The organism is Limnospira indica PCC 8005, from assembly GCF_000973065.1.
Classification (GTDB): Bacteria; Cyanobacteriota; Cyanobacteriia; order Cyanobacteriales; family Microcoleaceae; genus Limnospira; species Limnospira fusiformis.
Genome location: NZ_FO818640.1, coordinates 3566498 through 3593084 on the forward strand (window position 1 = coordinate 3566498; position 26587 = coordinate 3593084).

Here is a 26587-nt window from a genome sequence, read left to right on the forward strand (position 1 = left end):
GCTTGTTGAAAGGCTGACCAATGCTTTCCTAGGTTCAGACGATAATAGATAGTTGTCTGGTTTGATGGTAACTGATTTAGGTGATATTTGGTGCGGGGTAATAGTTGACTAAAGGCTGGCTATTGTTGATTTTCAGCAAATAAACTTAATTTAGCGAGTTCTATAACCGCCTGCTGTTGAGGAGAAGGAGATATATTTAGGGCTTGTTGATAATAGTCTAAGGCTGTGGTATAATTTTTACGGTTTTTGGCGACATTTCCCAAACCAATGAGGGCGGTAACTTGTTCGGAGTTTAGGTTTAAATTGGTGGCTATAGTTAAACCCTCTTGTAGGATTGATTGGGCTTCATTAAAACGGCTGAGGGTACTAAGTAGGTTGCCGAGTCGAATGAGGACGATCGCTTTTTCGGGGGAGGTTTCTTGCTGCTGGAGATTGTTGTTAATATCGGCTAACAGTAAAGAAGCGCGGCGATATAATCCCAGTTGCTGTAGGGCTGTGGCTTGATTAATTCTGGCTTTAAACACTCCCATTTCCTGCCGATCGCGATGATATAACTCTTCGGCGGTTTCCCAAGCACTAAAGGCGGCTTCTGGGTTTCCTGTCGCCAGATATAATTGACCTTGGGTATTCATGGCTTGGGCGAAAACAGATAAGCCAGAGAGTCCGGCATTCTCTAATAACGCGATACTGCGCGCGATCGCTTCGGTGGCTAGTTGCCATTTTCCCAGGTGTTGATAAGCCAGAGATAGGTTACTAAGAACCCGCGCTTGGGCTATGAAATATCCTTCGTTTCCGTAGGTTTGCGCGACGGACTCCCAAATAGCGATCGCCTCCTGAAAATCCCCCTGTCGATAGCGATCGCGTCCCCGTTGTTCCTCCTGTAACCCCTGGGAGGCTTGGCTAATTATGGGAGTCTGTTTAGTGGGTACAATTTCGGTTAAACCCGGTTTCCAGATCGTATCTGCTAACAGCAGGCTAATCAATAAACCCAAGAAAATCAGCAGGGTAAAAGTCAAACGCCTAGGATATTTCATAGAATTGGCACAACACGATTAGGGAATTACAGTAGGACGACATTGAGGGTTCAGCCAGGGAATAGAAGGCGAGGAAGAATGAGGACTACGCGCAATTAAACTAACTCGACCATCAGAATGCACCACTAACCCTTGAGCCTCAACTAGGCTAGAATTGCCTACTGTGGGAAAATCTTGGTAAATTGTAGCACTACGTTGTAGATTTGATGATTCTAAAGTTATATTACCCAAATCTTCTAGGGGAGTTTCTCCGGTGTGTATGGTGGTGGGGTTGGGTGGTAAACCGCCGCGTCCGGTGACAATAAATTGATTATTATCCGACCCCGGTAAACAACTAAGAATGACTAACCGAGACGCATCAATGGGTCTGGTGGGTAGTTCAAACAGTCCTTGACTGGGGTCAGCGTCGGGATTATTAATTGTCACTACCCCATCAACCCCAAAGGCGGAACTAACGGTAATATCACTCAAGGGAGTTAATTCTGGGCGAAACTCAATGCCAAAAATCCCCCTAGCTGTGATGGTAATATTACCCCCAGTTCCGAAAAAAGCATTGGCGGTTATATCGCTATTTTCCAGGGGGATAGCAAACAGATACTTGGTGATTATATCGATGTTTCCGCCATCACCTTGACCGCTATTTATACCTGCGGTGGCTGATATGCTACTTTGGCGGCGCAGGGTGATGGTATCGGCGATCGCCAAACTGATATTACCCCCATTATTAGATGCTGTTTCCGTGGTAATAGTCCCGCCATTGTCTAGTCGCACATTCGGCGCGCTGAGGTGAATATTTCCCCCTTCTCCTTCGCTGCGACTTTCGGCAAATAAGCCGCTACGGAAAAAGCCATCCGGTGAAGTTCCGGTAAATTCTACCCCTTGGGAAGCGATAATATTCAGGCTTCCTCCTAACCCTTGATTTTGACTAGATGCGGAAATGCGAGCGCCGTCTAAAATTTGTAATTGTCCAGTTCTTACTTGGATATTTCCGGCGGGTGCGGTTCCTTGACCAAACCGGTCTGGGGTTCCGGTAGAAGTAAATAAGCCGCTGGGATTTTCCCTAGTGGGGGAAGTTCCGACTAACTGGATAGACTCAGCCAAAAGGTCAATATTTCCGCCTAGTCCGTCACCGAGAGTAGTGGCAACTATTTGAGCGCCATTATTAACTTGTAGTTGTCGGGTTTGAATGCTAATATTCCCCGCTTGACCGCTACCTTGTGTAGCACTGAAAATAGTCGCCCCATCACCGGAAATAGTTAATTGATTAGTATTGATAGTGATATCACCAGCTTGACCTGTAGAATCCAGTTCGCCGGTCGTAGATGACCGGCAAAGAGTTCGAGCCCCCGCACCGGAAACCACGGGGTTGAAGCCGGTGTTGCTTGGGTTAGAGGCGATCGCGGCTGATGTCGGTAGAGGGAGTGGGGGCGATCGCCTAAAATTTAACTAGCCTATCTCTACATCGGAGAAGTCAAAATGGTACAGACCCCTCAAACATCGGAAACCGATACCCTATTGCTGGCATACCCCAAAACCCTGAAACTTCACGTCACCCAAGAACAATTTGCCGCCCTAGCCGCCAGTAATCGAGAATTACAACTGGAGAGAACCGCCACAGGAGAGTTAATTGTGAATCCACCAACGGGTTGGGAAACCGGAGAACGTAATTTTAGTATCATTGGGCAATTGTATTGTTGGTACGAAAATTATCAACAAGGGAAAGCATTCGACTGTAACACGGGGTTTATTTTACCCAATGGGGCAAATCGTTCTCCCGATGCCTGTTGGGTGAGTCAAGACCGTTGGGATGCACTAAGCCAGGAACAAAAGAAAACTTTTCCAGAGATTTGTCCGGATTTTGTCGTAGAGTTACGTTCTGATTCGGATACTCTAAAATCGCTGCCAGAAAAAATGCAAGAGTATCTAGAAAATGGCGCAAAATTGGGGTGGTTAATCGACCCGCAACGTCGAATAGTAGAAGTTTATCGAGCCGATTCGGACGTAGAAATGCTATCCAATCCAACTGAGTTATCCGGAGAGAACCTGTTACCTGGTTTTGTATTAGATTTGCGTCGAGTTTGGGGTAAGTCGTAGTAGGAGGGAGGGCATTGCCTACCCGTTTGACAATTCCAGTTGTCCTAGAAAAGTGTCAGGATGGGCGATCGCCACTTGGGTATTGTCCAACAAACGACCGGAACCCGCTAGTTTTTGTCCGAGCGCCATTTCCACAAAGCGATTTCGGCTCAAGGCTTCCTGAGCAACCGTGCCGGATATGGGACTCTGGGATTTTCGGCGGGTGGTGACTAATTTGGAATGCTGCGATCAACATCCTCAAGGAAGCCTTGTGTACGCTAGGGCAAGCGCGAAGGGTCGTAGACCCGTTCGTGAAACGTTGCGTAGCAAACGTGCGACTGAGATTCGACCATTACTCTGGCTTTTGCAATCCTGTCAAAGCCAGTTGGGTCTATGAATCAAGAATCCCCTCCCCTTTAGGCAGGGAGGGGAGTGTCAACTAAGTTCTCTACTGATACATTTACGCGACATTTTTTCGGTTCCGGATAATGCAACGATAGCACCATTACCTGTTTTCGTTTCATGATTGATACAGCGTCCTATTTAACAGGTCTTCCAAGGCTGTGACCGGCAAAGGTTTGGAGAAAAAATACCCTTGTCCGTATTCGCAATTTAGGTTTTTCAAAGTCTGGACATTACCTTCGGTTTCTATACCTTCCGCGACGATATCCATATTTAAGTTATGCCCTAACATAATAATAGTTTTGACAATCTCTGTATTTTGCTGGCTGTCATCCATCCGACGCACAAAGGATTGATCAACTTTGAGAGTATCTATGGGAAAGCGATGCAAATAACTGAGGGATGAATAACCAGTGCCGAAATCATCCATACTCAGTTTAATACCTAGGGCTTTTAATCTTTCTAATAGTGCGATCGCCTCATCGACATGACCGAAATTGGACTTACTGGGCAACCAGAAAAGGACAAGCAATTGACACGCCTAACAGGGTAGCCAAATTACTCAATACGCAAAAAGGCAAGTGTAACTGGTGCGGGCAATACTTTACCCCATCAGATTTAGTTGAGGTAGACCACATTATACCTCGAAGCCAAGGCGGAAAGGATGAATACAAGAATCTCCCTAATCGGTGCGTTAAATCCCGCCATTTCCGAACAAACTTATACTGCCTTACCAACAGGAGTTAGCTGGCTGCAATGTTTACTGAAACAACAGGCAATTGATCAAACTGACATCAGTTTAAACTTAGCTCATCACTTAGCCTTTAGTCAGTATATCCGCTATCTCCCCCAGTGGTTTGAGCAGTTTCCCAGAGAACAGATTCTCGTCCTTCCCAGCGAAGACTTATTTCAAAATTCCCCCGCCACTATGCAACAGATTTACAACTTTTTAGGTCTGGAACATCACCCCTTACCGGAATATCGCAATCTTAATCCTCGAAAATACAACGCCATTAGCCGACAGTTACATCAACAGCTTACAAAATATTTTCGACCGTATAACCAACAGCTTGAAGATTATCTCAGACAAAAATTTAACTGGTAGAGTGGGCATTTCCCACCGAATTGCCCACCCTACGGTTTATCTGCTCTAGTTTCTACTATTCGCCGATCAGAACAAAAGGCTCTTTCTGGGGAATTTTGATCGTAATTTCCAGAGTTCCCCCTAATGCACTGACCACCTCGTGAAGTGTATGTAAGTCCAGACATTCCCGACTTTCCAGTTTTGCTTTTCCGAGATCCGATTCAGTAAAATATTGCTCCAACTCGTCTTCAGACAATCCTAACTTCTCTTGCAGATACTTGAAAGTCAATTCTTCAAGATAAATTTGATCCGCTCTAGCTTTAATCCGTTCCTGTCGTTCTGGAGAAAGTTTGGCTAACTCTGATGATAAGGTTGTATAGTCTTTCATTGTTCTTCCTGCTTCAGTTGTTCAAGATAGTGTTCATAACGTCGCTCTGCTATAGGAATATTTTCCTTGTACCATCGCTTGTTACCCGTTTTGTTGCCACCAACCAGTAAAATAGCTTGTCGTTCGGTATCGAACGCAAATAAAATCCGCCAAGGTTCTCCTTTATATTGAATGCGAAGCTCTTTCATATTCTTAATTGAAGAGCCTTTAAGAGTATCAACTCTCGGTCTGCCCAAAGACGGGCCGAATTCCATCAACAGAATTAAAACCGAAAAGACTTCATCTTGAAGTTCTTGTTCCTGTTGATAAAACCAGAGCTTAAAATCGGGATCGAATATAACATTCCATTTCATAAACTATAACAAAGTCGTTGCCTTGAAAGCATCTAACCGATCCAAAATCTCTAACCCCCGCGCCACATCACCCGGCATTGCCAAGGCTTGAAAGCGTGTCTGAGCATCAAACTCAGCTAGTGCAAGCGCCGAGAGTTCTTCCATTAATTTATTCACAATGATGCCACGAGATTGAGCCAGTGCTTTCAGGCGAGAATGTTTTTCATCGGGTAAACGAATCGTTAAAGTTGCCATATTGTACTGACTCCCTAATCAATGCTTCAGGGGAAATAATAGAAAGCTGGGGAAAGATGAGTTCGCGCTGCTGAAACTCTTTAACATTCTGGGTGACAATTGCCTCGCCATTGCCGGCGATCGCTAACTCAATCAAATGATAGCATATATGCCATCATTCGAGGGGGTGGTATGGCGATCGCCAATTAATGGATATATTGGGTTGGGATGTGAAGATCACCAATTTGGATACCATATTTGGCAATCAAAACCAGACTCCAAAAGCTAGAGGGGGTGCAGATGCTTTAATGCGTTTACCTTCTGCGGCTAACGGAAATCTGGTTAATAACCGCTTCCGCTGGTGGATGAATTTCAATGGAGAAGGTGATTTAACTGCCAATAACCATCAGGGTGACAAGGTGAGTGTACCGGAACCTAATAGCGCGATCGGCTTCTTAGTTTTTGGGATATTGGGTTTTGGTCTGTTCCGCAAGCGTCATTCTTAAATTATGGTTAAGTTCATGATTGATACAGCGTCCTATTTAACAGGTCTTCCAAGGCTGTGACCGGCAAAGGTTTGGAGAAAAAATACCCTTGTCCGTATTCGCAATTTAGGTTTTTCAAAGTCTGGACATTACCTTCGGTTTCTATACCTTCGGCGACGATATCCATATTTAAGTTATGCCCTAACATAATAATAGTTTTGACAATCTCTGTATTTTGCTGGCTGTCATCCATCCGACGCACAAAGGATTGATCAACTTTGAGAGTATCTATGGGAAAGCGATGCAAATAACTGAGGGATGAATAACCAGTGCCGAAATCATCCATACTCAGTTTAATACCTAGGGCTTTTAATCTTTCTAATAGTGCGATCGCCTCATCGACATCATCCATAATTGCACTCTCGGTAATTTCTAATTTAATACAACTGCGGTCAACCCCAGTCTGAGTCAAAATCTGATCGACACATTCAATCAAGTTAACTTGGGAAAATTGACGGGTTGACAGATTTATGCTTAACATAAAAGGGGGATTTTGGCAATATTTTTGATTCCAGATTGCCAACTGACGACAGCCTTCTAATAAAATCCACTCCCCCAAGGGAATAATTAAACCACTCTCTTCAGAAACTGGGATAAATTCCCCAGGAGACACAAACCCCCGCTGGGGAGATATCCAACGCACTAAGGCTTCAAAACCAGCGATCTGATTAGTTTTTAAATTCATAATCGGCTGATAATACAGTTGAAATTCTTGATTTTTAATGGCTTCTCTCAGGTCGGCTTCTAGTTGTAACTGCTGCAAAGCATGAGATTTCATGGTGGAGATATACACCTGATAACGACTGTTTCCCAAAGCCTTGGCGCGATACATGGCTGTATGGGCATCTCTTAATAAATCATTGGCAATTAAATCTTGATTTTGGTTACTATACGCAATGCCAATACTGATGGTGGTATATACCTGTTGACCGTTGAGATAAAAGGGCGCGGCGAGAGCTTTTTGCAGTTTATTTGCCATGGCGATCGCCTGGTCAATATTCTGGATATTCGGCATCATTACCGCAAATTCATCCCCGCCAACTCGCGCCAAAATTGTCTGAGAATATAAACACTTTTTCATGCGTTGGGTAGTGGAAATTAGCAGTTGATCACCGATGGCATGACCAAAACCTTCATTGATGAGACGAAAGCGGTCTAAATCTAAAAACAACAGGGCGATTTGGGTATATTTAGACTGATTACTAAGGCGCTGAATTTTTTGATTGAGTAGGATCCGGGTAGGTAAATCGGTAAGAATATCATAGGATAAACCATAAATAACTTTATAAGCCAAGACAATTGCACCAGTAAATAATAAGCCTAAAGCTGGGGGAATTAGGGGAATCCATCCCTTTTGACAAAATACTATAAAACAGATAGTCCATAGAGCGATCGTGCTGATACTAATTAGTAATCCCAAAGACAAGGGGCGATGAAATTTGACTACCAAAATCCCCCCAAAAAATGACCAAAGCCACAACCATAAAACCTCCCCCCACATGGGCAAGAACCAAAATAAAGATTCTCCTTCTAAAATCACTTTCAGAATTTGGCTAATCATGTAACCATGAATCATTACTCCTGGCATTAAATGATGAGTAGTTTTAGCCGCACTAAAAGGGGTGGGATGCAGGTCTCTTGAACTGGTGGCTGTTGTGCCTATTAACACCACTTTATCCTTGACCAAATTCCCGTCAATTTCTCCCTGTAATAGCTCGGTAATGGTGATAGTTTTAGCTATTTCTTTGGTGTGATAATCCATCAATATTTGTCTACCCCCAACTTCCGATGCGGGTAGTTGATAGCCACCAGAATTAGATCTGATAGCCGGAAAAATAGTTTCGTCTATTTGCAGTAAGCCGGGTTGTGCATCAAGGATAATTGGGTGATTTTTGAGAGATTCTAAGTATTTTTGGCTAACTTTTACGCCAAAAGAATAAAATTCTTCCCCATCATAGCGAACATACATTAAGTTGCGGCGAATAGTATTATCTAAATCAGCAACTAAATCGTTAAAACCTACTTGATTAATTGATATATAAGGCGGTGGCTCAACTCTTCCAATTTGTTGAATCGCAATAATATTATCTGCTTGGAATTGTTCAAAAATTTGTAAATTTCCAGGGGGTTGCGGAACATCTCTATAAATATCAAAACCAATGACTCTAGGTTGGTATTCTTGCAGTTTGGCTAAGGCTTGGGCTAAAATTTCATCGGAAAACGGCCATTTTTGGTTGGCTTGAATATCTGCTTCTGTAATCTCTACAATTAATAGGCGAGGGTCAGGAATATTATCACTATTTAAGCGCATGATTCTATCAAAGGATTCTAATTCTAGGGGTTGTAAAATTCCCCAATACCTAATCCCCGATATTAACCCTATGGTTAATAAACTGGCTAATAGAATAGTAATTAGCTGTTTTAGTGATGGCAAATGCGCTTTTATCGGTCTATACTGATTTAAGCATTTGAAGATACGACGACAAAAGCCATTGAGTTTAGGCTGCCAATGGTGGAAATACATGGTAATCATGATGACTTACTTGTTTTTATTTATCCTCAAAATAGTTGATCATCCTGACGATTGAGTTAACTATGGCGCTTAATATATTTAACTGACCATGGTTAAGGATCAGTAATTTGACTGATGGCTGTCTGTTAATGACCTTGCTATAATCATAATGTTCGGAATCAGGAAATAATCGGGATATAACTATGAAACTTAAACTTTTTGCGGGTCCGATAGGGGTTATCCTCGGTACGGTGTCTCTGTTAGCGGTTTCTATGACACCACCTTTAATAGAATCTGTGCTAGGTGATGATGATCAGCCCCCAGGTCGCTTGGTGGGAGGAGGGACTAGGAGTGGCAACCCTAATTGTAGATTTGATCAAACTCCCTTGATGGCGATCGCCCCCTCTCGATCGATAGGGTTAACAGCTCAAGCCTCTCCTAGGTTATATTTTTACTTACCTGCTATGGAAACTGTCCAAACGGCAGAGTTTGTGCTGATTGATAACACCAATGACACAGTGATTTATGAAGAGACCCTGAAAATCGGAGGTAAAGCTGGAATTATGGGTGTGACTATACCATCACACAGCACTCAAAACATTAAAACCAACAATAATTACAAGTGGTACTTTTCGATCGTTTGTAATCCTGATGACCGTTCGGAGGATATCATAGTCGAAGGTGGCATCCGGTGGGCAGAAATAGACCCAGCATTGGCTAGTCAAATTAACCAAACCAGTCCACTGGAGAAGGTGGATCTATATTTGAAGGCTGGGCTGTGGTTTGATGCTATGTCAACTTTGGCTGAGTTGCGGTCTCATGGTAATCCTGATCCGGCAGTCTCAGAGGCTTGGAGTAAACTATTGGAATCGGCGGATCTGGGCGTTTTGGTTCAAGAACCTGTCATTACCGAATAATTTACTCCATATTTTCAGCAGCGATCGCTATTGACTCGGACTCTGATTCTGACGCTGGCGGAATATCTCATAAAGTGCCATACCAGTGGCTACTGAGACATTCAGACTAGGGATTGTTCCTTGTAGGGGAATAGAAAGCAGTACATCGCAGTTTTCGGCGATCGCATGACTCAATCCTTCCCCTTCACTACCAACCACCAGAACGATCGCTCCGGTTAAATTGGCATTATACAGGGGTTGAAATTCCCCGGCTACTGTCCCATAAATCCAAAATCCGGCTGATTTGAGTTCAGTTAGACTACGGTTAAGATTGATCACCCGCGCTACGGGGAAAGTCTCTAAGGCTCCGGCCGCTACTTTCATGACTGTAGCATTAATACCAACAGCCCGCCGCTGGGGTAGAATCAAGCCTTGGGCTCCGATCGCTTCAGCGGTGCGAACGATCGCGCCTAAGTTGTGGGGGTCAGTGATACCATCAACGGCCACTAGGACAGGCTGGCTATTGGCAGATTTAGCCTGGGTAATTAGGGTGGTTAAATCCCAATATTTATACGGTGTAACCTGTGCGACAATTCCCTGATGGTTAGCGCCTCTGGTAATTTGGTCTAGGCGCTGATAGCTGGCTCCGTCTACAATAGCACCTTTGGCTTTCGCCTCTTGTAATAGAGGTTGAAACCGGGTATCCGATCGCAATTGGGAAATTACCCAAACTCGGTTAAGCGATCGGCCGTTTTCTAAGGCTGCTAAGACTGTGTGGCGGCCATAAATTAGATCTTCCTCTGGCGGTTCTGTCTCTGCTGAAGCCACAGGGCGATCGCGACGACGGGGATGGATAGCTGGTTTATCTTCCCGAGGAGAATGCGGTGGCTTAGAAGAAGGCTTAACCTTTCCTCGGTTCGGGCCAGATTTGCGATGGGGAGATGAAGGAGGTCTCATTAAAAAACCCTCGAAGATTAGGCAATTTTTAATCAACAAATAGTAGGACCGACAGAGAAACCCCCTATCGGTCTACTGGAAATAGGCAGACTCCTAGCAGTCACTCAACTTTTTTTGACCGCCGCCACAGCATCCTCAACGGTTTGCTGTAGAGATAGAAACTTTTCTAAACGAACCAGTTTCACGGTTTGGGTGACGCGAGGATTAGAAACAATTTGTAAAGTTCCTCCGTTAGTCTGAGCCTTCTTGACGAGTTGTACCAAAGCGCCCAAACCGGAACTGTCTACGAAGTCTATCTGGGAAAGATCCAACACAATGTGTTTTGGTCCATTATCGATACACTTGGACATAATTTTCCGAAACGTACCTTCTGAGAAGGCATCGAGTAATCCGGTCAGACGAAATATTTGATAGTTATCTTTAACGTCGCGAGTCCCTCTGAGGCTAACGGTCAGGTGTAGTTGCTCAGGAATAGCCCCCTCCTAACTGGATAGCACATATACTGCCTTATTAGTATATTCCATTTTTGCCATAATTGTCTATGGTATCTGATTCGGTTGGATCAAATTTGAGATTAGCAAGAGACAGGGGGACGAGCGATCGGCTTGTCCCCCAATAACCTGGCTAGGTAATTACTTGCCTTTTTCCATTTCCTTAACGAACTGCTCAAACAGATAATCAGCGTCGTGGGGACCGGGACTGGCTTCTGGGTGATACTGCACTGAAAATAGCGGTAGGGTTTTGTGCTTGAGACCAGCAACAGTGCGATCGTTCAGGTTCAGATGGGTTATTTCTACATCCTCCGCTAGGCTATCAGGATCGAGAGCAAAGCCGTGATTTTGGCTGGTAATTTCCACCTGACGCTTTTCTAAACCAGCAGGTTGGTTTAATCCCCGATGTCCGAATTTTAGCTTAAAGGTTTTCGCGCCCAGGGATAAACCGAGGATTTGATGTCCCATACAGATCCCAAATACTGGTTTGTTACTTTTCAGTAACTCCTGGGTTGTGGAAATACCCTCGGAAACGGCGGCGGGGTCTCCTGGACCGTTAGAGAGGAAAATGCCATCGGGATTATATTTGAGGATCTCGGCGGCGGGAGTGCTGGCGGGAACTACGATCACCCGACAACCATAACTGGCTAGGCGACGTAGAATATTACGCTTTACTCCAAAGTCAATGGCAACTACTGTATAACGGGGTGGGGGTGTTGGGCTGTCTTTTGATTCCAAGCTGGGGCTAAATTCCCAAACTGTATCGGTGGACTCAGACCACTCGTAGCTCTCTGGTGTAGTTACTTCTTTAACTAGGTTCAACCCATCCATATTGGGAGCCTGTTGGACTAAGGATAATAATTCTGCGGGGTCGAGAATTTCGGTGGATATGCCACCATTCATGGCCCCGACAGTTCGCAGTTGGCGGGTTAAGGCACGGGTATCTATGCCATAAATGCCGGGAATATTATGTTCTTTGAGATAGTCCGGTAAGGATTGGGTAGAACGCCAGTTACTGGGACGGGTGCAAATATTACGGGCGATCGCGCCTCGGACTTGGGGTCTTTGGGATTCTTCGTCTTCTGGGTTAACTCCTGTGTTCCCTAATTCAGGATAGGTAAAGGTGACAATCTGACCACAATAACTGGGATCAGTCAAAACTTCCTGATAACCTGTCATTCCGGTGTTAAACACCACTTCACCTAAAACTGTACCTGGAGCGCCAAAGGACCAACCTCGATAGCTGGTGCCGTCAATCAGAACCAGTAAAGCTGGTTTAGCAGAGATAAGGGACATAAAAGCCAATTTGCATCTAAACTTAATACCTCCCTATTCTGCCAGATATCTGACAAACCGCTGATCGTTGAGTTTTGATTGCATGACAATTCAGCGGTGGACAGCTATCAATTAACTGGTTTCCCAAATATGCGGGTGGCGTTGAGAATGGCTAATAATGCTACTCCTACATCGGCGAATACTGCTGACCAGATGCTGGCTAGTCCGAAAATTCCTAAGATGATAAAAAAGCCTTTAATTCCCATGGCTAAACCGATGTTTTGCCAGACAATGCGGCGGGTTTTTCGTCCGATGGCGATCGCACGACTGACATAAGAGGGAGAATCGGTCATAATTACTACATCGGCAGTTTCAATGGCTGCGTCTGAACCCATACCTCCCATGGCTATACCTACGTCAGCCCTAGCAATGGCTGGCGCATCATTGATTCCATCTCCGACAAAGGCAACTTTACGATGATCTGGACTTAGTAGTTTTTCCAGTTGCTTGACTTTATCTTCGGGCATTAATTCGGCATAATATTCATCAATATTTAAGGTTTTGGCTAGGCGATCGGCTACGGTTTGATTATCTCCGGTTAGCATGACTATTTTCTGCACTCCTTGTTTTTTGAGGGCTTCAATAGCAGCCACAGAATCGGGTCGAACTTTATCGGAAATTAGGATATATCCGGCATAGCGATAGTCTACGGCTAGATGAATTACTGTGCCGCCTACATCACAGAGAGGATGGTCGATTTTTTCTAAGTGTAACAGGCGATCGCCTCCCGCAATTACTGTCCGATTTTGCAGTTTGCCTTTCACTCCACAGCCGGGGATTTCTTGATAATCTTCGATTAAGGTTTCGGTAGGTGAATCTCCATAGTATTCACGAATTGCTTGGGCGAGAGGATGGTTAGATAGGGATTCTATTTTGGCGGCAATCTCGATTAATTCTGCTTCGGTAAAGTGATGATGAGGGACGATTTTTGTCACCTCAAATACGCCAGCGGTCAGGGTTCCTGTTTTGTCAAATATCACGGTTTTAACGGCAGCTAAATCGTCTAAAAATGTCGATCCTTTCACTAAGATTCCCTGCTGGGCTGCTCCTCCGACTCCCCCAAAGTAGCCTAGAGGAATGCTAATTACTAAACCGCAGGGACAGGAAATTACTAGGAGAATTAATGCCCGCGAAAACCATTCTTGAAAACTGCCCAAATTGACTAGGGGAGGAATTAAGGCGATCGCTATGGCTAAACTTACCACAATTGGGGTATAATAACGGGCGAAGGTGGTGATAAATTTTTCGGTTTTGGCTTTCCGACTTTGGGCGCTTTCTACTAATTCTAAAATTTTGCTAATCGAAGATTCGTTAAATGGTTTGGTTACTTTAATGGTTAGTAGTCCGGTTTGATTGATGGTTCCCGCTAGGACTATTTCTCCGGGTTTAACGGCACGAGGTAAGGATTCTCCGGTGAGGGGTGAAGTGTCAATTTGGGAGGTTCCAGATATTATTTCTCCGTCTAAAGGGATTTTTTCTCCGGCTTTGACGACAATACTACTGCCGACATTTACTAACTGCGGAGACATGGTTTTGATTTCGCCATTTATTAGCAGGTTTGCAGTGTCTGGACGTACTGCTAATAATGATTTAATTGAACGCCGAGAACGCTGCACAGAAAACTCTTGGAAACCTTCCCCAATTCGATAAAATAGCATGACAGCCACGGCTTCGGGAACTTCATTAATAGCAATGGCGCACAGGGTGGCTAAACTCATTAAAAAGGTTTCATCAAATATCTGACCTCGCCAGATATTCTTTCCGGCGCTGACTAAGATTTCCCAGCCTGTGAGTAAATATAGAGGAATTAATACTACATATTCCCCCCAACCCCAAACCGCGAGTTTAAGCCAATTGTTGAAGATTAAGGCTAGGATATAAATGGCGGTGATTATTGCCAGGGGTATCACTTCGGAGACCAGATTATCAGAATGGCGATCGTCTCCATTGCATGAACAGCAGGAACTCTGTTGATTATCAGTCATTGTGTGGGAGCCAAATCTTTCTATACTATCATTTTTTGGGGTGATTTTTAGGGACTTATCTTAAATCATTATTAATATTATACCAGCCATGAAAGTCGATGCTCAACTCTAACTAGAGATTAGATTAAGAAAAATTAAATTTTTGAGAGTCGCTTCCGAAAGACGGCTAGGATTAAAGTAATTGTAGCATCATGGCCAGCGGGAGTTGGGATCAATGGTTTATTGGTTGATCAAATCTGAGGAAAAAACTTATAGTATTGACCAAATGCAGTCGGATACAACTTGTATTTGGGATGGTGTTCGTAACTACATGGCTAGGAATTTCTTGCGGAAAATGCAAGTTAATGATTTGTGTTTTTTTTATCATTCTAATACCAAAATTCCGGGGATTGTCGGCTTGGTGCGAGTCATTGAATCTGATATAGTTGATCCTACTCAATTTGATGAAAATAGCCCCTATTATGACCCGAAAGCTACGGCTAACCATCCTCGTTGGTATACGGTCAGAGTAGAGTTTATTGATAAATTTCCCCAGATGATTTCTCTTGGCGACCTCAAACAGCAATTTGATCCTGATGACTTGTTACTGGTGCGGCGGGGTAATCGTTTGTCTGTCATGCCGATTCGAGTGGATATTGGCGATCGCATTCTACAATTGAAAATTAGCCGATCTGTATCTTAGATAGGATATAATTAAGCTGTTTATTTTAGGTAAAATTAACCCATGACCGTCAACACACCCCCCTGATGGCTGCAATCCGAAACATCTAATATTGTAGCTGAAATTGCTCTGATAATTCGTCAGTCACTCCAGCTTGACGAGTTATGAGAATGTGGCTCGGATGAATTGTGCTCAAAATTGAACTCTCATGCTGTTAGATTATTGTCAGGGATGATTAGAAATTAGTGGCCAGCATGAACAAGCGATTTGACTGCGATCGGGTGATGATCCTCAAGTAGAAATTATAGATACCATTGATTTAGGATTTCCTGTGGGTTTGGAACCAGATATTAGTCAATTTGTCCATAAAATTACGGTTAGACTAAATCCCCAAGATGTGCTAATATTATTTACAGATGGGATTACTGAGGCGGAAAATAGCTATGGCCAACATTATGGCATTGACCGCTTGTGTGAAGTGGCACTATGTCATCATGAACAGACATCTGAAGACAGAAAAAATGCCATTTTTTCTGATGTTTTTGAGCATATTGGTCGTCAGCGAATATTTAATAATATTACCTTGATTATTTTAAAGCAAAAATAATCCCCTTAATCACCCCAATATTAACATCAAACTATGAGTATTTTAGTTTTTGGCAGCATCAATATGGATCTAGTGGTGCAAACTCCTCGACTCCCTCAACCTGGGGAAACTTTAACCGGATATAATTTTTTATCGGTAGCAGGTGGAAAGGGTGCAAATCAAGCCGTAGCAGCATCGCGGTTAGGGGCAAAAACTGAGATGGTAGGAAGAGTTGGCGGGGATGCTTTTGCTCAAGAACTTCTGGAGGGATTAAAAGCTAATCGCGTCGGTTGTGAAGGGGTTTTGCGCGATAATTGTACCCATTCTGGTTTAGCGACTATTGCAGTAGATAATAACGGCGAAAATCAGATTATTATTATTCCGGGTGCTAATGGTTGTGTGGGTCCTGAAGATGTGCAGAGACTGGAACCTTTATGGGGGGAAGCAACATCTTTATTATTGCAATTAGAAATTCCCCTAAAAGCAGTGGAAGCGGCTATTCATGCGGCTAAAAATGCGGGAGTGAGAGTAATTCTTGATCCGGCTCCAGCCCCTGATGTTTTCCCTCAACAATTATATCCGTTGGTGGATATTATTACCCCCAACGAAACGGAGGCGAGTCAACTGGTGGGCTTTCGGGTCAATAATGTAGAAACTGCCCAAAAAGCTGCGGATACTATGTTGGATTTTGGGGTAAAAACTGCTGTAATTAAGTTGGGGTCTAAGGGAGTATTTTGGGCGACTAAATCTGAATCTTTTTGGGTTCCGGCTTTTGCGGTTAATGCGGTGGATACTGTGGCGGCGGGAGATGCTTTTAATGGGGGAATGGCGGCGGCTTTAGACGAAGGGCGATCGCTAAAGGAGGCGATTCTCTGGGGGGCGGCAACGGGGGCTTTATCGACTACCCAGGTAGGGGCGCAGTCTTCTCTACCCGATCGCCAAGCCTTAGATGATGTATTGATGCCGCCTATGTCAACTTTCGCGATTAATTGATTCCCAATTAGAGAGGCGATCGCGAACAATTCCCCGCCATATTTGAATTAAAGGTTCAGCTTCTATGGAGCCTTGATCACGTCTTTCTGGGAAGAGTTGATAGAATTGAGTATCGGCTAAATTAAACAGTTCAGCCGTGCTAAGATTAAGGCGGTTGGCTGTACTAATCCAACTATTTAGATCGGCTTGGGTATAGGTTCCTAAACCTTGTCGAGATTCATAACTGAGGGTTTCTAACTCATTTAAGACTTCATGGGCGATTTGATCCCAACGTTTTCGCCAAACGAAATCAACAGGATCATTAGTTAATAGTCGCCCTTGTTGTTGGGGGTAGCGAAAATAAAACTCTTCATTGACTAAAGTCATAAAAAAGTTATAATTAACACCTAAATGGCGACGGCGATCGCGTAATATTTCTATCCTTTCAAGTTCGGACATTTTACCAAATTCATCTTTGGCTGTTTCCATAACAAAAAAGCGATCGGCCCAAACATTACCCACCCACCAGCCAAAACTACCCATTACCACCATTGACAACAGGACTAAACTCGCCATTTTCAACCTAGGAGAAAACTCGAATTTGGTTATTTGTTGAACAGTAGGAGGACTAAAATTAGCCACAGGGGGCTGGTTTTTTGGGGGCGGTAATATGTCAGGGGTGACTGACTCTGGTGGCGGTTGAGTGGGAATAGGTTGAGGAGATATTGAGATCTGGTTAAGATCCTGTAAAATTTGACGCGCGGAAATATAGCGATCGCTAGGTTGACGTGCTAACATTTTATGAAAAATCCGATATAACTCAGGATTTAAAGTTAGATATGGTTCCCATTTCCAAGTAGAATTATAACTATCAATAAGTTGTTGAGGTTCTTTACCAGTTAGCAACACTAACAAAGTCGCCGCTAAAGAATATAAATCGCTATGGGGATAAACAATACCCATCTGCATTTGTTCATCTGGCGCATAGCCGAACTTTCCTAATCGAGTGGCGGGGCTGGGGTGTAAACTCTGAGAAGACCACTCGGAATTGATGTGCGCTTTCATCAGTTTTACACCTCCAAAATCAATCAAAATTGGCAACCCATCAGAGTCTCTGCAGATGATATTATCGGGGGAAATATCACGGTGAATAACTCCTAATGAGTGGATATAATCCAACACTGGCAGCAATTTTAACAGAATTTCGGTGATTTCAGCTTGGCTAAAAAATTCACCTTTTTGCAGTCGCTCTTTGAGTAATTCTCGGCAAGTGAAACCCTGGACATAATCCTGAACTACAAACATATAAATTTGACCGCATATTTGTTCCTCAAATATTTCTTGAAATCTGGGAATTTGCGGATGTTTAAGTTGGTAGAGAGTTTGCGCCTCCCGTTGAAATAACTCTCGGGATTTTTTTAACTCATAATTACCTTTGAGTTGGGGTGCGAATTCTTTTAACACGCACAACTCATCAAAGCGGTGTTGGTCTTTAGCTAAATAGGTGCGTCCAAAGCCACCATGACCTAATTCACGAATGATCAGATAGTGGTGGCGGAGAATTTGACCTGACAGCAGCGCAGTATTAATCATTTTGGGAAGTTCAAGGGATTAACTCAGCATTCAATTTGACGGTCAGCCTTGACTAATGTTACCAGAAAATTGGGAAATGTTAACAATCATCAGCACCTATTTGACTAGAACAGCCACTTATGGGTAAAATTATCATACTGTCAACGAGTGTAATTAATTATGCGATCGCTTATTGTTAATCCCCACAATTTAAACCATCTACCATCACAAATAACTACTATTACCCCAACTCAACCAGTAGCCCGTTGTTTAAAAGTCCCTTATAAATCTTTAGACAAGCTGGCTATCAAAACTATAAATAATCATGAAATTACCATAGCGCCAGTGTTAACTATGGATCGAACTTGGCGGCGCATTGTGGCTGAGAATATCAACAGTAATGACCCTGATGGTATCGCGAAAATGTTAATACCCTCCCGCCAAAAACTCTTAAAATCTGGAGTAGACTTAAACTTATTAACTCATCATAATTCTCGGAGAATTAGGGATTTAGCCCAAGTGACTAATCGCTATAAACAAAAATTACAAAAGCAGGGCTATATTGACCAGGATCAATTATTTTGGGAAGCCATTAATTATCAAACCCAAGCACCAACTCCAGCACAAACTTTATTAATTTATGGTTATTTTCAACCTCAACTTGATCAGGTAAAATTTATTAACCTAGTAGCAGGGGAAGGTAGCATCTGGGTTTTACCGACAGGAACAGAGGAAATTTTTGCCAAAAATCGAGAGGCGATCGCCTATTTAGAGAGGGAAGGATGGCAGGTAAATTGTCAGGAAAATGATCATAACTTTAGCTTAGGAGAAAAACTGCAAAAATGCTTTTTGGGTAAAGGGGAACTTCCCCATAATGTTCAATGCCATATTTACCCAAATTTAGAGGCAGAAATTAGAGGGGTTCTTTCCCAGGTTAAACAGTTAATAATAAATGGAGTCTCAGCCAGTAAAATTGTCCTAGTAACCCAGGATGAAAAAACCTATGCGCCTTTATTATTAGATATTGCTTGGGAATATCAGTTACCACTGCGATTATTTTATAAAATTCCCTTGCGGAATATTCGCCTGGGGTCTTGGATCGCATTATTGATAGAAGTCATCGAAAATAATTTTCCCTTTGAGTCTACCGCTAAACTTTTGCATCATCCTTTAGCCCGATATTTAACATATCAACAATGGTTAGAAGCGCGACAAAAGCGACCAAATAACCTAGCTGAATGGGAAGAATTAGGGTTAAATTTATCATTATTAAAATTCCCCCAAAGCGATACCCGCCCCAATTTGGTAGACCGGATCAAACAAGTTTTAAAATTCTTTGATATCCGCAAAAATAGCAGCCAATGGTCTCGGGAGATAGTCGCCTTTAATCAACTAGAAACAGCTTGGCTGGAATTATCAAAACTTGATGGCGATCGCCTTAATCGACAAGAGTTTTTTCAAGATATTTTAGAGATAATCACCAAGCTAAAAGTCCCCATGCAACCAGGAAAAGGAGGGATAGAAGTTCACACCCCCTTATCTCTACAGGGTGCGAGTTATCCCCATGTTTTTTTAATCGGTTTTCAGGAAGGTATCCTACCCGCAGCCATTGAAAATGATCCAGTTTTAGACTTTTACGAATCCCGGCGACTATCTCAATTCAACATTACCCTAGAAACGGCTATAGATATCGCCCAACGGAATGAATTATGTTTTTATGAACTATTAAGAATACCCACAAAATCTTTGACTTTTTCTTGTGCCGAACAGCATCACAAAAAACCGCTGTTACCTAGTCCTTATTCTACCCGTTTAGGAATAGAAAAAACTCCCCCACCCCTGTTAAATTTAGCCAGTATTGAGGAAGCTAGACGCTATTATTTACAGCAGCCAGACCAGTTATCTGATGATGTTCTAGTTAATGATATCATCAAAAATTGGCAAGTTGAACAGCGTCGAGAAAGTGGCGAATCTCCTGATGAATATGATGGGGTTATTGGCATAGGAGTTGATTATCAAAATAGGATGTTTAGTGCATCGCAATTAACGGCATTAGGTCAATGTCCGTTTAAGTGGTTTTCCACCTATTTACTATGCTTAAAAGAACCATCGGAAGCGGAATCCGAAATCACTGGCAGTCTCCGAGGTCGGTTATATCATCGCTGCTTAGAAATTTTGTTAGCGGACATCAAAAATCAAACGGATTTAAGGCGGTTAGACAGAAAAGATATTAACCAAGCATTATCTCAAGCAGAAGCGGCGTTAAAAGCTGAAGAAAATGTGGATTTTGACAAGTTTATGGGTTGGGAAGCCCGCCGATTAGAAGGTTTAAATATGTTAGAATTAAATTTACAAGCTGAAGATTTTTTGCAGTCAAATGCCGAAATTATTAGTCGTGAAAATTACTTTGATGCTGAATGGTATGGGTTAAAGGTAATTGCTAGGGTCGATCGCATTGATCGCACCCCCACGGGTCTATTAGTGTTAGACTATAAAACTACCAGTAGCTTACCCTTGGGAATTAAAGATGATTCTGGAAAAGCCAAAATCAATATTCAAATGCCATTATATCAACAGGCGATCGCCCAAAACTTTAACGAAGTCCCAGAGGTAGATGTCAAGTTGTATTCTCTTAACAAACAGCGTTATTTAAAGGCGAAAGTCACCGACTCCGGCATTTTAGAAGCCTTTGCAGAGGAGGTTAAACAACGCCTACAACAGGGTAATTATCCAGTAGCGCCAGACCAGAAACAGCAAGTCTGCCAATATTGTGAATTTGACTCTGTTTGTCGTAAGGGTAACCGTCTAAGTCGCCAAAAATCATCAAAATAATTCCAGATTTTTCGTCAATTTGTAAGGATTAATTAACCATGAGTTTAACCAATGCACAACAAGCCGCTGCTACCAGTCCTCAAAGTATTATCGTCACAGCCGGGGCGGGGACTGGCAAAACTTATATGTTAGTAGAAAGGTATTTATATTATTTAGTAGAAAAGGGACTTTCTCCCTTAGAAATAGTGGCGGTTACATTTACTGAAAAAGCCGCCCAGGAATTGCGATCGCGTATTCGTTCACAGGTAAGGCAACAACTTCCTAACCGTCCCGATATCCTAGCCGAATTAGAAGCCGCCCCCATTAGTACAATTCACGCTTTAGCTAGTCGTATTTGTCGCGAACATCCCCAGGCGGCTAACGTTGCTGCTGACTTCCAAGTTTTAGAAGATTTAGAAGGCAAAATCTGGCTTTATGAAGGGTTAGAAACTGCTTTATCTAAATTGCCTATTCAGGTTTTTGAAACCATACCTTATTCTTTATTATCGCGAATTTTGGCAACCTTATTAGATGACCCCTTGATGGCAGAAAGGTCATTAAATCAACAAATAGACTGGTCAGAGTTAGCCCAAAAATTACGCGATCGCGCCTTAGAAGACCTCGTAAATCATCCCCAATGGCGGGAATTAAAAGACATTTTAACGTCAAATATTGGCAAACCAGAAGACAAACTCGAAGCCATCCGACAAGGGACAGTTAGCGCCATATTATCCCTAGAAAACGGTGATAATATCTCCGAAAATCTGCAAGTTTTATATAAAATAGATATCAGATATGGTAGCAAAAAAAACTGGGGGGAAAATATACAAACTGTTAAAGATGCCTTAAAAGCCTTACGAGAAGAATTAGTTAAACCTTCTCTCAACGAAAATTTAATCAATGCAGAAGTTGGGGAAGCCGACCACAAACTAGCCGAAATGTTAGCCGCCTTAAAAGAAGCCTACCGAGAAGTTAAAGACCATTTACAAAAGTTAAAATGGCAAGGGCGAGTTTTGACATTTGCAGATTTAGAAATTGGCGCATTGACCGCATTACAAAATAATCCCACGATTCAACTCTATTATCAACAACGCTGGCGCAGCTTTTTAGTTGATGAATTTCAAGACACCAACCCTATTCAAGGGGAAATTTTAGAACTTTTAACCCAGACAGGAGATTTAACTATAGTGGGTGATAAAAAACAGTCAATTTATGGGTTTAGGCGGGCAGATATTGGGGTTTTTAATAAATTTAGAAAACGCATTATTGATAATCAGGGAGATGAGATAATTCTTAATCAAAGTTTCCGGACTCATCAGAAATTAATCAATCAAATTAATCAGGTATTTTCTCCGTTATTAGGAGATTTAAGACAAGACTTGGAAGCTGTCCGCATTGACCCGCCATCCCCTAGGGAAACATTGCAAGTATTTGTGATACCTAAAACCGCCGAAACTGATATTAATCAAAGACGGATAGCAGAAGGAAACTTGATTGCTAAAACCTTAAAAGAAATGTTAGATAATCAAATTCCAGTATTTGATAAACAAACTCAACAATTAAGACCTATTCAACCAGGCGATATCGCTATTTTAACCCGCACTTGGGAACCCTTAGACAGTTATGGAGAAGCCCTAGCCGCCGCCCAAATACCCTTAGCGCCTTCAGGAGGTGGAAACCTATTAGAAACCCAAGAAGCTAAAGATGCTTGGTCACTGCTAAAATTCTTAGCCGACCCTGGAGATGATATCGCATTAGTAGCCCTGTTAAGAAGTCCCTTTTTTGCCATTAGCGATCGCCTTTTATTCACTATTAGTAGACAATCTCAATTGTCTCACAAATCTACATCAGAAAATATCAGTTGGTGGCAAATTTTAACCAGTGCATCACCCGCAGAATTAAAAAAAGCGATCGATACTTTAAAAACACTGCTCAAACAACGCCAGATTGAGCCACCATCTCGCCTCTTACAAATAGCAGATCAATTAACAGGATATACAGCCATAATTGCCAATTTACCAGCCTCTAATCGTCGCCTAGCCGACTTTAGTGGATTTCGAGAATTAGTGCAAATTTTAGAACAAGGAACCGATGATTTATTCGGAGTAGTTCGCCGTCTCAAGCGCCTAAAAGATAAAGCCGTAACCGTAGAACGTCCCCCCATTAATACCAGCAATGCAGTATCATTAATGACCATTTTTGCCGCCAAAGGATTAGAATGGCCGATGGTAGTTGTAGCCGACCTCAGCCGCCCAAGTCCCAACTCATCAGTACCCGTTTATTTTGACCCAGAATATGGTGTCGCTATCCGCTGCAAAGACGACGACAAAGACCTGAAAGATCCAGTTCTTTACAACTGGTTAAAATATCGAAGTCAACAGCGAGAAGAAGCCGAAGCCTTGCGAATACTTTATGTAGCATTAACTCGCAGTCGGGATTATATCTTATTAACCGCCCCCCAGGAAAAAGGTAATTATTTAGATAAATTATACTTAGGGTTACAAGCCGCCAATATTCCCATAACCACCCTAGAAATTAATAGTGATGATATCATCCCGCCAGTCCCCCCAAGTCCCCCACCTCCAGCCATTAACCCTCCCCTACTGACCAACGCGATGACTTCTGGTTTATTTGAACTTCCTGTAACCTCTTTAAGTGAATATAAACGTTGTCCAACCAGGTTTCAATTCATGTATATTCTCGGACATCCAGGCTTATCAGAAGAAGCCAATCAAGGCATGATAATTGGTCAGTTAGTTCACAACGCTTTAGAATATGATATCAGAGACATTGATCAACTCCGCAAATTCGCCAACAATGGCAGTAATGAACAATCACTCAGGGAGGCGATTTACCTCGCCCAAGAGTTTGATAATACTGAAGAATTTAAAAGATTCATAGACCCCAAAAATCAGCGAGAAGTTGAGTTAAAATTAGATATATTAGGGGTTACCTTTAATGGCGTAGCCGATTTAATTGGGGATAATTGGGTGCTAGACTATAAAACCGATAAAGTCATGCGCCCAGAACACCATAATCTACAACTATGGGCTTATGCTAAAGCCTTAAACTGTTCCGAGGCACATATTGCCTATTTACGCCATAAAAAATGCTACTCTTTTTCACCGGAAATATTAGCCAAAACTGCCCACGAGGCAGAAAGCATAGTTCGAGATATAGTAGAGGGATACTATCCCCCCAAACCATCACGAGAAAACTGCCAAACCTGTCGCTATGGTGAAATTTGCGAACATAGGTATGAGTCTATATAAATGATGGATGGTGCGTCAAGGTTGAAAGCGTTTCTATTTATCCTAAATTATCTCAATCTGACGCATCTTACTCGCTTAAAAAACGCCATATTATTTTCAACTCCCCTGCAACAAATTATTACAATCTGTTTCCGTCGATTGTCCTTTAAGCAACTCTTCAAATATTTGATTCAGTGACTTTTCTCTGCTCACCTGATTCAACTTTATCGGGTCATCTGCAAACCTAGTAATCACTTGTTCAGCCAAATTATACTCCTGGGAACTGGGTTGACAAAAACTTCTATCAAATTCCCTAAAACCTAACAAATACGAGAGAGATAAAAACACATTTTGCTTATATTGAATATTCAAAGAACTGGGGTTTTGTTGCCGTAAATACTCTAAAATTTTCCCAAAATGATTGCGATAATTTAAGATATGACCCGAATCTTGGAAATTAAAATACCATAGCAAAATTCGACCATAACCCCACATATATCCTTCATTAGTGAATCGCTCCGAATTATCCAATAAATTAAAATATCGTTGTTGTCGGGATTCATTTATAGCAGTTCTCGCCAAATAAAGGAAATATTCATAGTTAATGCTTGTTCTTGTATCGTCTATAATTTGCGATTCTTGGGATTGATTAAAATAAAAATCTGACCAAATAAACGCAGAAAATTTATAGAGCTTTCCTACCCATATTAAACAAATTTTAACACAATTTATTTTTTCCTTAAAATCAGTGGGGTAAATATTAAGAATATTAGTCATTTTGTGCCATCGAGAATCTCCGAGAATTTGTGTTAATTCTGTCAATTCTTCTGGATTAATATATTGAAGAACATCGAGATTATAACTATTTTTGGGCAAAATACTGGTAATTTGAGATAGTAATTGGGTTAATTCTTCGTATTTTCTGCGTGTCACTGGTCTGTTGTTTTGGAAAATTATGTCCAATTTAGTGATAACTTTTTGTAAATAGTCTTGTAAATTTTGCCAGCGATCGCTATTATATCTAAATAACTCTATTTGCGTTTGCGACTTTTCCGCACGGGTTTGACTCAACTTCAGATAGGGAATATAACCATAGTATCTGACCGTAACAATTCGATTAGTTAACTCCGCTTTGATGTTATACTTATTGTTAATATCTTCAACTTCCAGCAGGGGAGACGACCCCGGTTTGAGGGTGAATTTTATCCTCACCTCTACATCTTCCGTTACTTCATTTTCCACCACAGAAATGCTATAATCTTGGGGAACATCGTTTTTAGAAAAATCTGCGCCATTAACCCGAATTGGCAGAGTCGGATTTAAGTTATCTTGGGGGATTCTAAAAGTATCTTTATTATCAAGTTCCGGGATTTTGCCAATCAACTCGCGAGATTCCCCTTCATAGGAAATAATATCGCCTTCCGTCAGTTGAATCCACCTCTCTTGACCCTCAATAGCAATCTTAAACTCGATTTTATCTAGGTAAATTCCAAACAGAGGAAATCTTGACCCATGATTCTGCTTGTATTGCCAAATGCGGTCAAATTCTCGAAGCTGGCTAGAAACAAAAATCACTCCGGGAAGCAAAGATTGGACTTGAGATTCGATGAATGGATGATATTGAGAAACTAAAACAAATTGATATTGGGGATAAGTTTGGATGAGGTTTTGAATCTGAGTTAAATCGATTCGGTTTAAAATAATTTCTCTGATTGTCTGGCGAGATACCGTCACCTTTTTATAAAAAATGCGATCTTGATGCCAGATTTCACCAACAAAGATGATATTTTGTTGATTGATAATATGTTGCTGAAAAAATGCGACTTTTTGCAAGTAATTCGCCAGATGTTTAATGGTCTGTGATTGATTCGCTAACATCCGAAAATTATTTTGCAAAATTGCTGATGCCAAATCTTTACATATTGACTGATAAGTGTCGAGGGGATTCAAATTAAATTGATGTTTAATCGGAGTTTGATGCTTCAAAATGGGGATATTATTATTCATTTCAATCGTAATCATTTCCCGACTAACCCAGTTATCTAAATTCAAGAACAACAGAGGTCTAGTTATTCGGCTTTTTTGGCAAAGAGAATAATTATTCCAGTAATGATAAGCACTACTATATAAATAGGCTTCTTGGGAGGCTAAAAAATGACTGGTACTAAGAGTTAATAAGTCGATAGTATCGGGAATAATAAACAGTCGTGGAGTCTCCCCAGCGGATAACGGGGTTCCCATCCAAGTCGCTGCTGTTGTTTGAAGGGTCAACCTTGACGGATAATTTTCTGTAAAAATGGGTTGATTCAAATAGTGAGAATTGCCATAATCTTTAATCAAGTTTTTATAGCCTCTCGGTAAATCTCCAGGGGAGGGAGTTAAGCTGTCTATGGATTTGTTAAATTGGTTGGCATATTGACAGCAGTCAACGTAAGATTCCAAATTAAATAATCGCGTTGTCATGAT

23 protein-coding genes and 1 pseudogene are annotated in these 26587 nt (G+C 42.0%); 10 read left to right on the forward strand and 14 right to left on the reverse strand.

Translation table 11 applies throughout. The features are described 5' to 3' along the window. Positions 1-119 precede the first annotated feature (119 nt). Positions 120-1034 carry a tetratricopeptide repeat protein gene (locus tag XZ46_RS34320; RefSeq protein WP_006668256.1) on the reverse strand — a complete coding sequence of 305 codons (915 nt, stop codon included), beginning with the start codon at positions 1032-1034 and terminating at the stop codon, positions 120-122. An 18-nt stretch (positions 1035-1052) separates the two neighbouring features. Then, complete coding sequence (locus XZ46_RS15570; RefSeq protein ID WP_008048801.1) at positions 1053-2396, reverse strand: S-layer family protein; 1344 nt, start codon at positions 2394-2396, stop codon at positions 1053-1055. A 114-nt stretch (positions 2397-2510) separates the two neighbouring features. Between XZ46_RS15570 and XZ46_RS15575 the strand changes: the two genes are divergently transcribed. Further along, positions 2511-3128, forward strand: a complete 618-nt coding sequence (locus XZ46_RS15575) for a Uma2 family endonuclease (protein ID WP_006624935.1) — start codon at positions 2511-2513, stop codon at positions 3126-3128. Positions 3129-3146: 18 nt separating this feature from the next. Here XZ46_RS15575 and XZ46_RS37575 read toward each other — a convergent pair whose 3' ends face one another. Then, complete coding sequence (locus XZ46_RS37575) at positions 3147-3281, reverse strand: hypothetical protein (RefSeq protein WP_006624934.1); 135 nt, start codon at positions 3279-3281, stop codon at positions 3147-3149. A 346-nt stretch (positions 3282-3627) separates the two neighbouring features. Continuing rightward, on the reverse strand, positions 3628-4023 hold the full coding sequence (locus XZ46_RS15580; RefSeq protein WP_006624933.1) for an EAL domain-containing protein: 396 nt from the start codon (positions 4021-4023) through the stop codon (positions 3628-3630). Here XZ46_RS15580 and XZ46_RS29705 point away from each other — a divergent pair. After that, a pseudogene (locus XZ46_RS29705) lies at positions 3996-4256 on the forward strand (HNH endonuclease); the annotation flags it as partial. The gene XZ46_RS15580 and the pseudogene XZ46_RS29705 sit on opposite strands and share 28 nt — an antisense overlap. Beyond that, the gene (locus XZ46_RS15585; protein ID WP_006624932.1) at positions 4174-4614 is read left to right on the forward strand and encodes a sulfotransferase domain-containing protein; all 441 of its coding nucleotides are present in this window, start codon (positions 4174-4176) and stop codon (positions 4612-4614) included. The pseudogene XZ46_RS29705 and the gene XZ46_RS15585, both read left to right, overlap by 83 nt. A 55-nt stretch (positions 4615-4669) precedes the next feature. Here the strand turns inward: XZ46_RS15585 and XZ46_RS15590 are convergent, their stop codons facing one another. The 3 genes from XZ46_RS15590 to XZ46_RS15600 are packed head-to-tail and all read right to left on the reverse strand — an operon-like array spanning position 4670 to position 5568. After that, on the reverse strand, positions 4670-4981 hold the full coding sequence (locus tag XZ46_RS15590; RefSeq protein ID WP_006624931.1) for a helix-turn-helix domain-containing protein: 312 nt from the start codon (positions 4979-4981) through the stop codon (positions 4670-4672). Next, the gene (locus tag XZ46_RS15595; protein WP_008048808.1) at positions 4978-5334 is read right to left on the reverse strand and encodes a type II toxin-antitoxin system RelE/ParE family toxin; all 357 of its coding nucleotides are present in this window, start codon (positions 5332-5334) and stop codon (positions 4978-4980) included. The genes XZ46_RS15590 and XZ46_RS15595 overlap by 4 nt, the downstream gene beginning before the upstream one ends. A 3-nt stretch (positions 5335-5337) precedes the next feature. Further along, positions 5338-5568 carry a hypothetical protein gene (locus XZ46_RS15600; RefSeq protein ID WP_008048809.1) on the reverse strand — a complete coding sequence of 77 codons (231 nt, stop codon included), beginning with the start codon at positions 5566-5568 and terminating at the stop codon, positions 5338-5340. A 209-nt stretch (positions 5569-5777) separates the two neighbouring features. Here XZ46_RS15600 and XZ46_RS15605 point away from each other — a divergent pair, with 209 nt between their 5' ends. Then, a complete protein-coding gene (locus XZ46_RS15605) occupies positions 5778-6053 on the forward strand; it encodes a PEP-CTERM sorting domain-containing protein (protein ID WP_228116355.1) in 276 nt (91 codons plus the stop codon). A 13-nt stretch (positions 6054-6066) separates the two neighbouring features. Here XZ46_RS15605 and XZ46_RS15610 read toward each other — a convergent pair whose 3' ends face one another. After that, a complete protein-coding gene (locus XZ46_RS15610; protein ID WP_008048812.1) occupies positions 6067-8625 on the reverse strand; it encodes an EAL domain-containing protein in 2559 nt (852 codons plus the stop codon). A 182-nt stretch (positions 8626-8807) separates the two neighbouring features. Here XZ46_RS15610 and XZ46_RS15615 point away from each other — a divergent pair, with 182 nt between their 5' ends. After that, the gene (locus XZ46_RS15615; RefSeq protein WP_006624925.1) at positions 8808-9521 is read left to right on the forward strand and encodes a DUF928 domain-containing protein; all 714 of its coding nucleotides are present in this window, start codon (positions 8808-8810) and stop codon (positions 9519-9521) included. 27 nt (positions 9522-9548) lie between these two features. Here the strand turns inward: XZ46_RS15615 and rlmB are convergent, their stop codons facing one another. The 4 genes from rlmB to XZ46_RS15635 form a co-directional block, all read right to left on the reverse strand. Then, complete coding sequence (rlmB, locus tag XZ46_RS15620) at positions 9549-10457, reverse strand: 23S rRNA (guanosine(2251)-2'-O)-methyltransferase RlmB (RefSeq protein WP_008048815.1); 909 nt, start codon at positions 10455-10457, stop codon at positions 9549-9551. A gap of 104 nt (positions 10458-10561) precedes the next feature. Continuing rightward, positions 10562-10912, reverse strand: coding sequence for an STAS domain-containing protein (locus XZ46_RS15625; protein WP_174447161.1), 351 nt, complete (start codon positions 10910-10912; stop codon positions 10562-10564). A 177-nt stretch (positions 10913-11089) separates the two neighbouring features. Beyond that, on the reverse strand, positions 11090-12244 hold the full coding sequence (gene carA, locus XZ46_RS15630) for a glutamine-hydrolyzing carbamoyl-phosphate synthase small subunit (protein ID WP_008048822.1): 1155 nt from the start codon (positions 12242-12244) through the stop codon (positions 11090-11092). Positions 12245-12351: 107 nt separating this feature from the next. Then, a complete protein-coding gene (locus XZ46_RS15635) occupies positions 12352-14268 on the reverse strand; it encodes a heavy metal translocating P-type ATPase (RefSeq protein WP_008048824.1) in 1917 nt (638 codons plus the stop codon). Between the two features lie 214 nt (positions 14269-14482). Here XZ46_RS15635 and XZ46_RS15640 point away from each other — a divergent pair, with 214 nt between their 5' ends. The 3 genes from XZ46_RS15640 to rbsK all read left to right on the forward strand — a co-directional run bounded on the left by XZ46_RS15640 (position 14483) and on the right by rbsK (position 16508). Then, a complete protein-coding gene (locus XZ46_RS15640) occupies positions 14483-14950 on the forward strand; it encodes an EVE domain-containing protein (RefSeq protein WP_006624920.1) in 468 nt (155 codons plus the stop codon). A gap of 283 nt (positions 14951-15233) precedes the next feature. Beyond that, positions 15234-15536: a PP2C family protein-serine/threonine phosphatase gene (locus XZ46_RS15645; RefSeq protein WP_369076472.1), complete on the forward strand. Its 303-nt coding sequence runs from the start codon at positions 15234-15236 to the stop codon at positions 15534-15536. 33 nt (positions 15537-15569) lie between these two features. Beyond that, entirely contained in the window at positions 15570-16508 is a 939-nt protein-coding gene (rbsK, locus tag XZ46_RS15650; protein ID WP_008048830.1) for a ribokinase, read from the forward strand. Here the strand turns inward: rbsK and XZ46_RS15655 are convergent. Continuing rightward, on the reverse strand, positions 16488-18080 hold the full coding sequence (locus XZ46_RS15655) for a serine/threonine-protein kinase (RefSeq protein WP_006624917.1): 1593 nt from the start codon (positions 18078-18080) through the stop codon (positions 16488-16490). The genes rbsK and XZ46_RS15655 overlap by 21 nt on opposite strands. A gap of 159 nt (positions 18081-18239) precedes the next feature. Here XZ46_RS15655 and XZ46_RS15660 point away from each other — a divergent pair, with 159 nt between their 5' ends. Both XZ46_RS15660 and XZ46_RS15665 read left to right on the forward strand, forming a co-directional pair. Beyond that, complete coding sequence (locus XZ46_RS15660) at positions 18240-20891, forward strand: PD-(D/E)XK nuclease family protein (protein WP_008048832.1); 2652 nt, start codon at positions 18240-18242, stop codon at positions 20889-20891. Positions 20892-20929: 38 nt separating this feature from the next. Then, positions 20930-24142, forward strand: a complete 3213-nt coding sequence (locus XZ46_RS15665; protein ID WP_008048833.1) for a UvrD-helicase domain-containing protein — start codon at positions 20930-20932, stop codon at positions 24140-24142. A gap of 96 nt (positions 24143-24238) precedes the next feature. On the opposite strand, the gene XZ46_RS15670 is transcribed toward XZ46_RS15665, so the two are convergent. Continuing rightward, the gene (locus XZ46_RS15670) at positions 24239-26584 is read right to left on the reverse strand and encodes a hypothetical protein (protein WP_008048834.1); all 2346 of its coding nucleotides are present in this window, start codon (positions 26582-26584) and stop codon (positions 24239-24241) included. Positions 26585-26587 lie beyond the last annotated feature (3 nt).

Coding starts and splice junctions, on each gene's coding strand:
- XZ46_RS34320 (WP_006668256.1), bottom strand. CDS start 1,034: ATGAAATATCCTAGGCGTTTGACTTTTACCCTGCTGATTTTCTTGGGT.
- XZ46_RS15575 (WP_006624935.1), top strand. CDS start 2,511: ATGGTACAGACCCCTCAAACATCGGAAACCGATACCCTATTGCTGGCA.
- XZ46_RS15585 (WP_006624932.1), top strand. CDS start 4,174: ATGAATACAAGAATCTCCCTAATCGGTGCGTTAAATCCCGCCATTTCC.
- XZ46_RS15590 (WP_006624931.1), bottom strand. CDS start 4,981: ATGAAAGACTATACAACCTTATCATCAGAGTTAGCCAAACTTTCTCCA.
- XZ46_RS15595 (WP_008048808.1), bottom strand. CDS start 5,334: ATGAAATGGAATGTTATATTCGATCCCGATTTTAAGCTCTGGTTTTAT.
- XZ46_RS15600 (WP_008048809.1), bottom strand. CDS start 5,568: ATGGCAACTTTAACGATTCGTTTACCCGATGAAAAACATTCTCGCCTG.
- XZ46_RS15610 (WP_008048812.1), bottom strand. CDS start 8,625: ATGATTACCATGTATTTCCACCATTGGCAGCCTAAACTCAATGGCTTT.
- XZ46_RS15615 (WP_006624925.1), top strand. CDS start 8,808: ATGAAACTTAAACTTTTTGCGGGTCCGATAGGGGTTATCCTCGGTACG.
- rlmB (WP_008048815.1), bottom strand. CDS start 10,457: ATGAGACCTCCTTCATCTCCCCATCGCAAATCTGGCCCGAACCGAGGA.
- carA (WP_008048822.1), bottom strand. CDS start 12,244: ATGTCCCTTATCTCTGCTAAACCAGCTTTACTGGTTCTGATTGACGGC.
- XZ46_RS15635 (WP_008048824.1), bottom strand. CDS start 14,268: ATGACTGATAATCAACAGAGTTCCTGCTGTTCATGCAATGGAGACGAT.
- XZ46_RS15640 (WP_006624920.1), top strand. CDS start 14,483: ATGGTTTATTGGTTGATCAAATCTGAGGAAAAAACTTATAGTATTGAC.
- rbsK (WP_008048830.1), top strand. CDS start 15,570: ATGAGTATTTTAGTTTTTGGCAGCATCAATATGGATCTAGTGGTGCAA.
- XZ46_RS15655 (WP_006624917.1), bottom strand. CDS start 18,080: ATGATTAATACTGCGCTGCTGTCAGGTCAAATTCTCCGCCACCACTAT.
- XZ46_RS15660 (WP_008048832.1), top strand. CDS start 18,240: ATGCGATCGCTTATTGTTAATCCCCACAATTTAAACCATCTACCATCA.
- XZ46_RS15665 (WP_008048833.1), top strand. CDS start 20,930: ATGAGTTTAACCAATGCACAACAAGCCGCTGCTACCAGTCCTCAAAGT.
- XZ46_RS15670 (WP_008048834.1), bottom strand. CDS start 26,584: ATGACAACGCGATTATTTAATTTGGAATCTTACGTTGACTGCTGTCAA.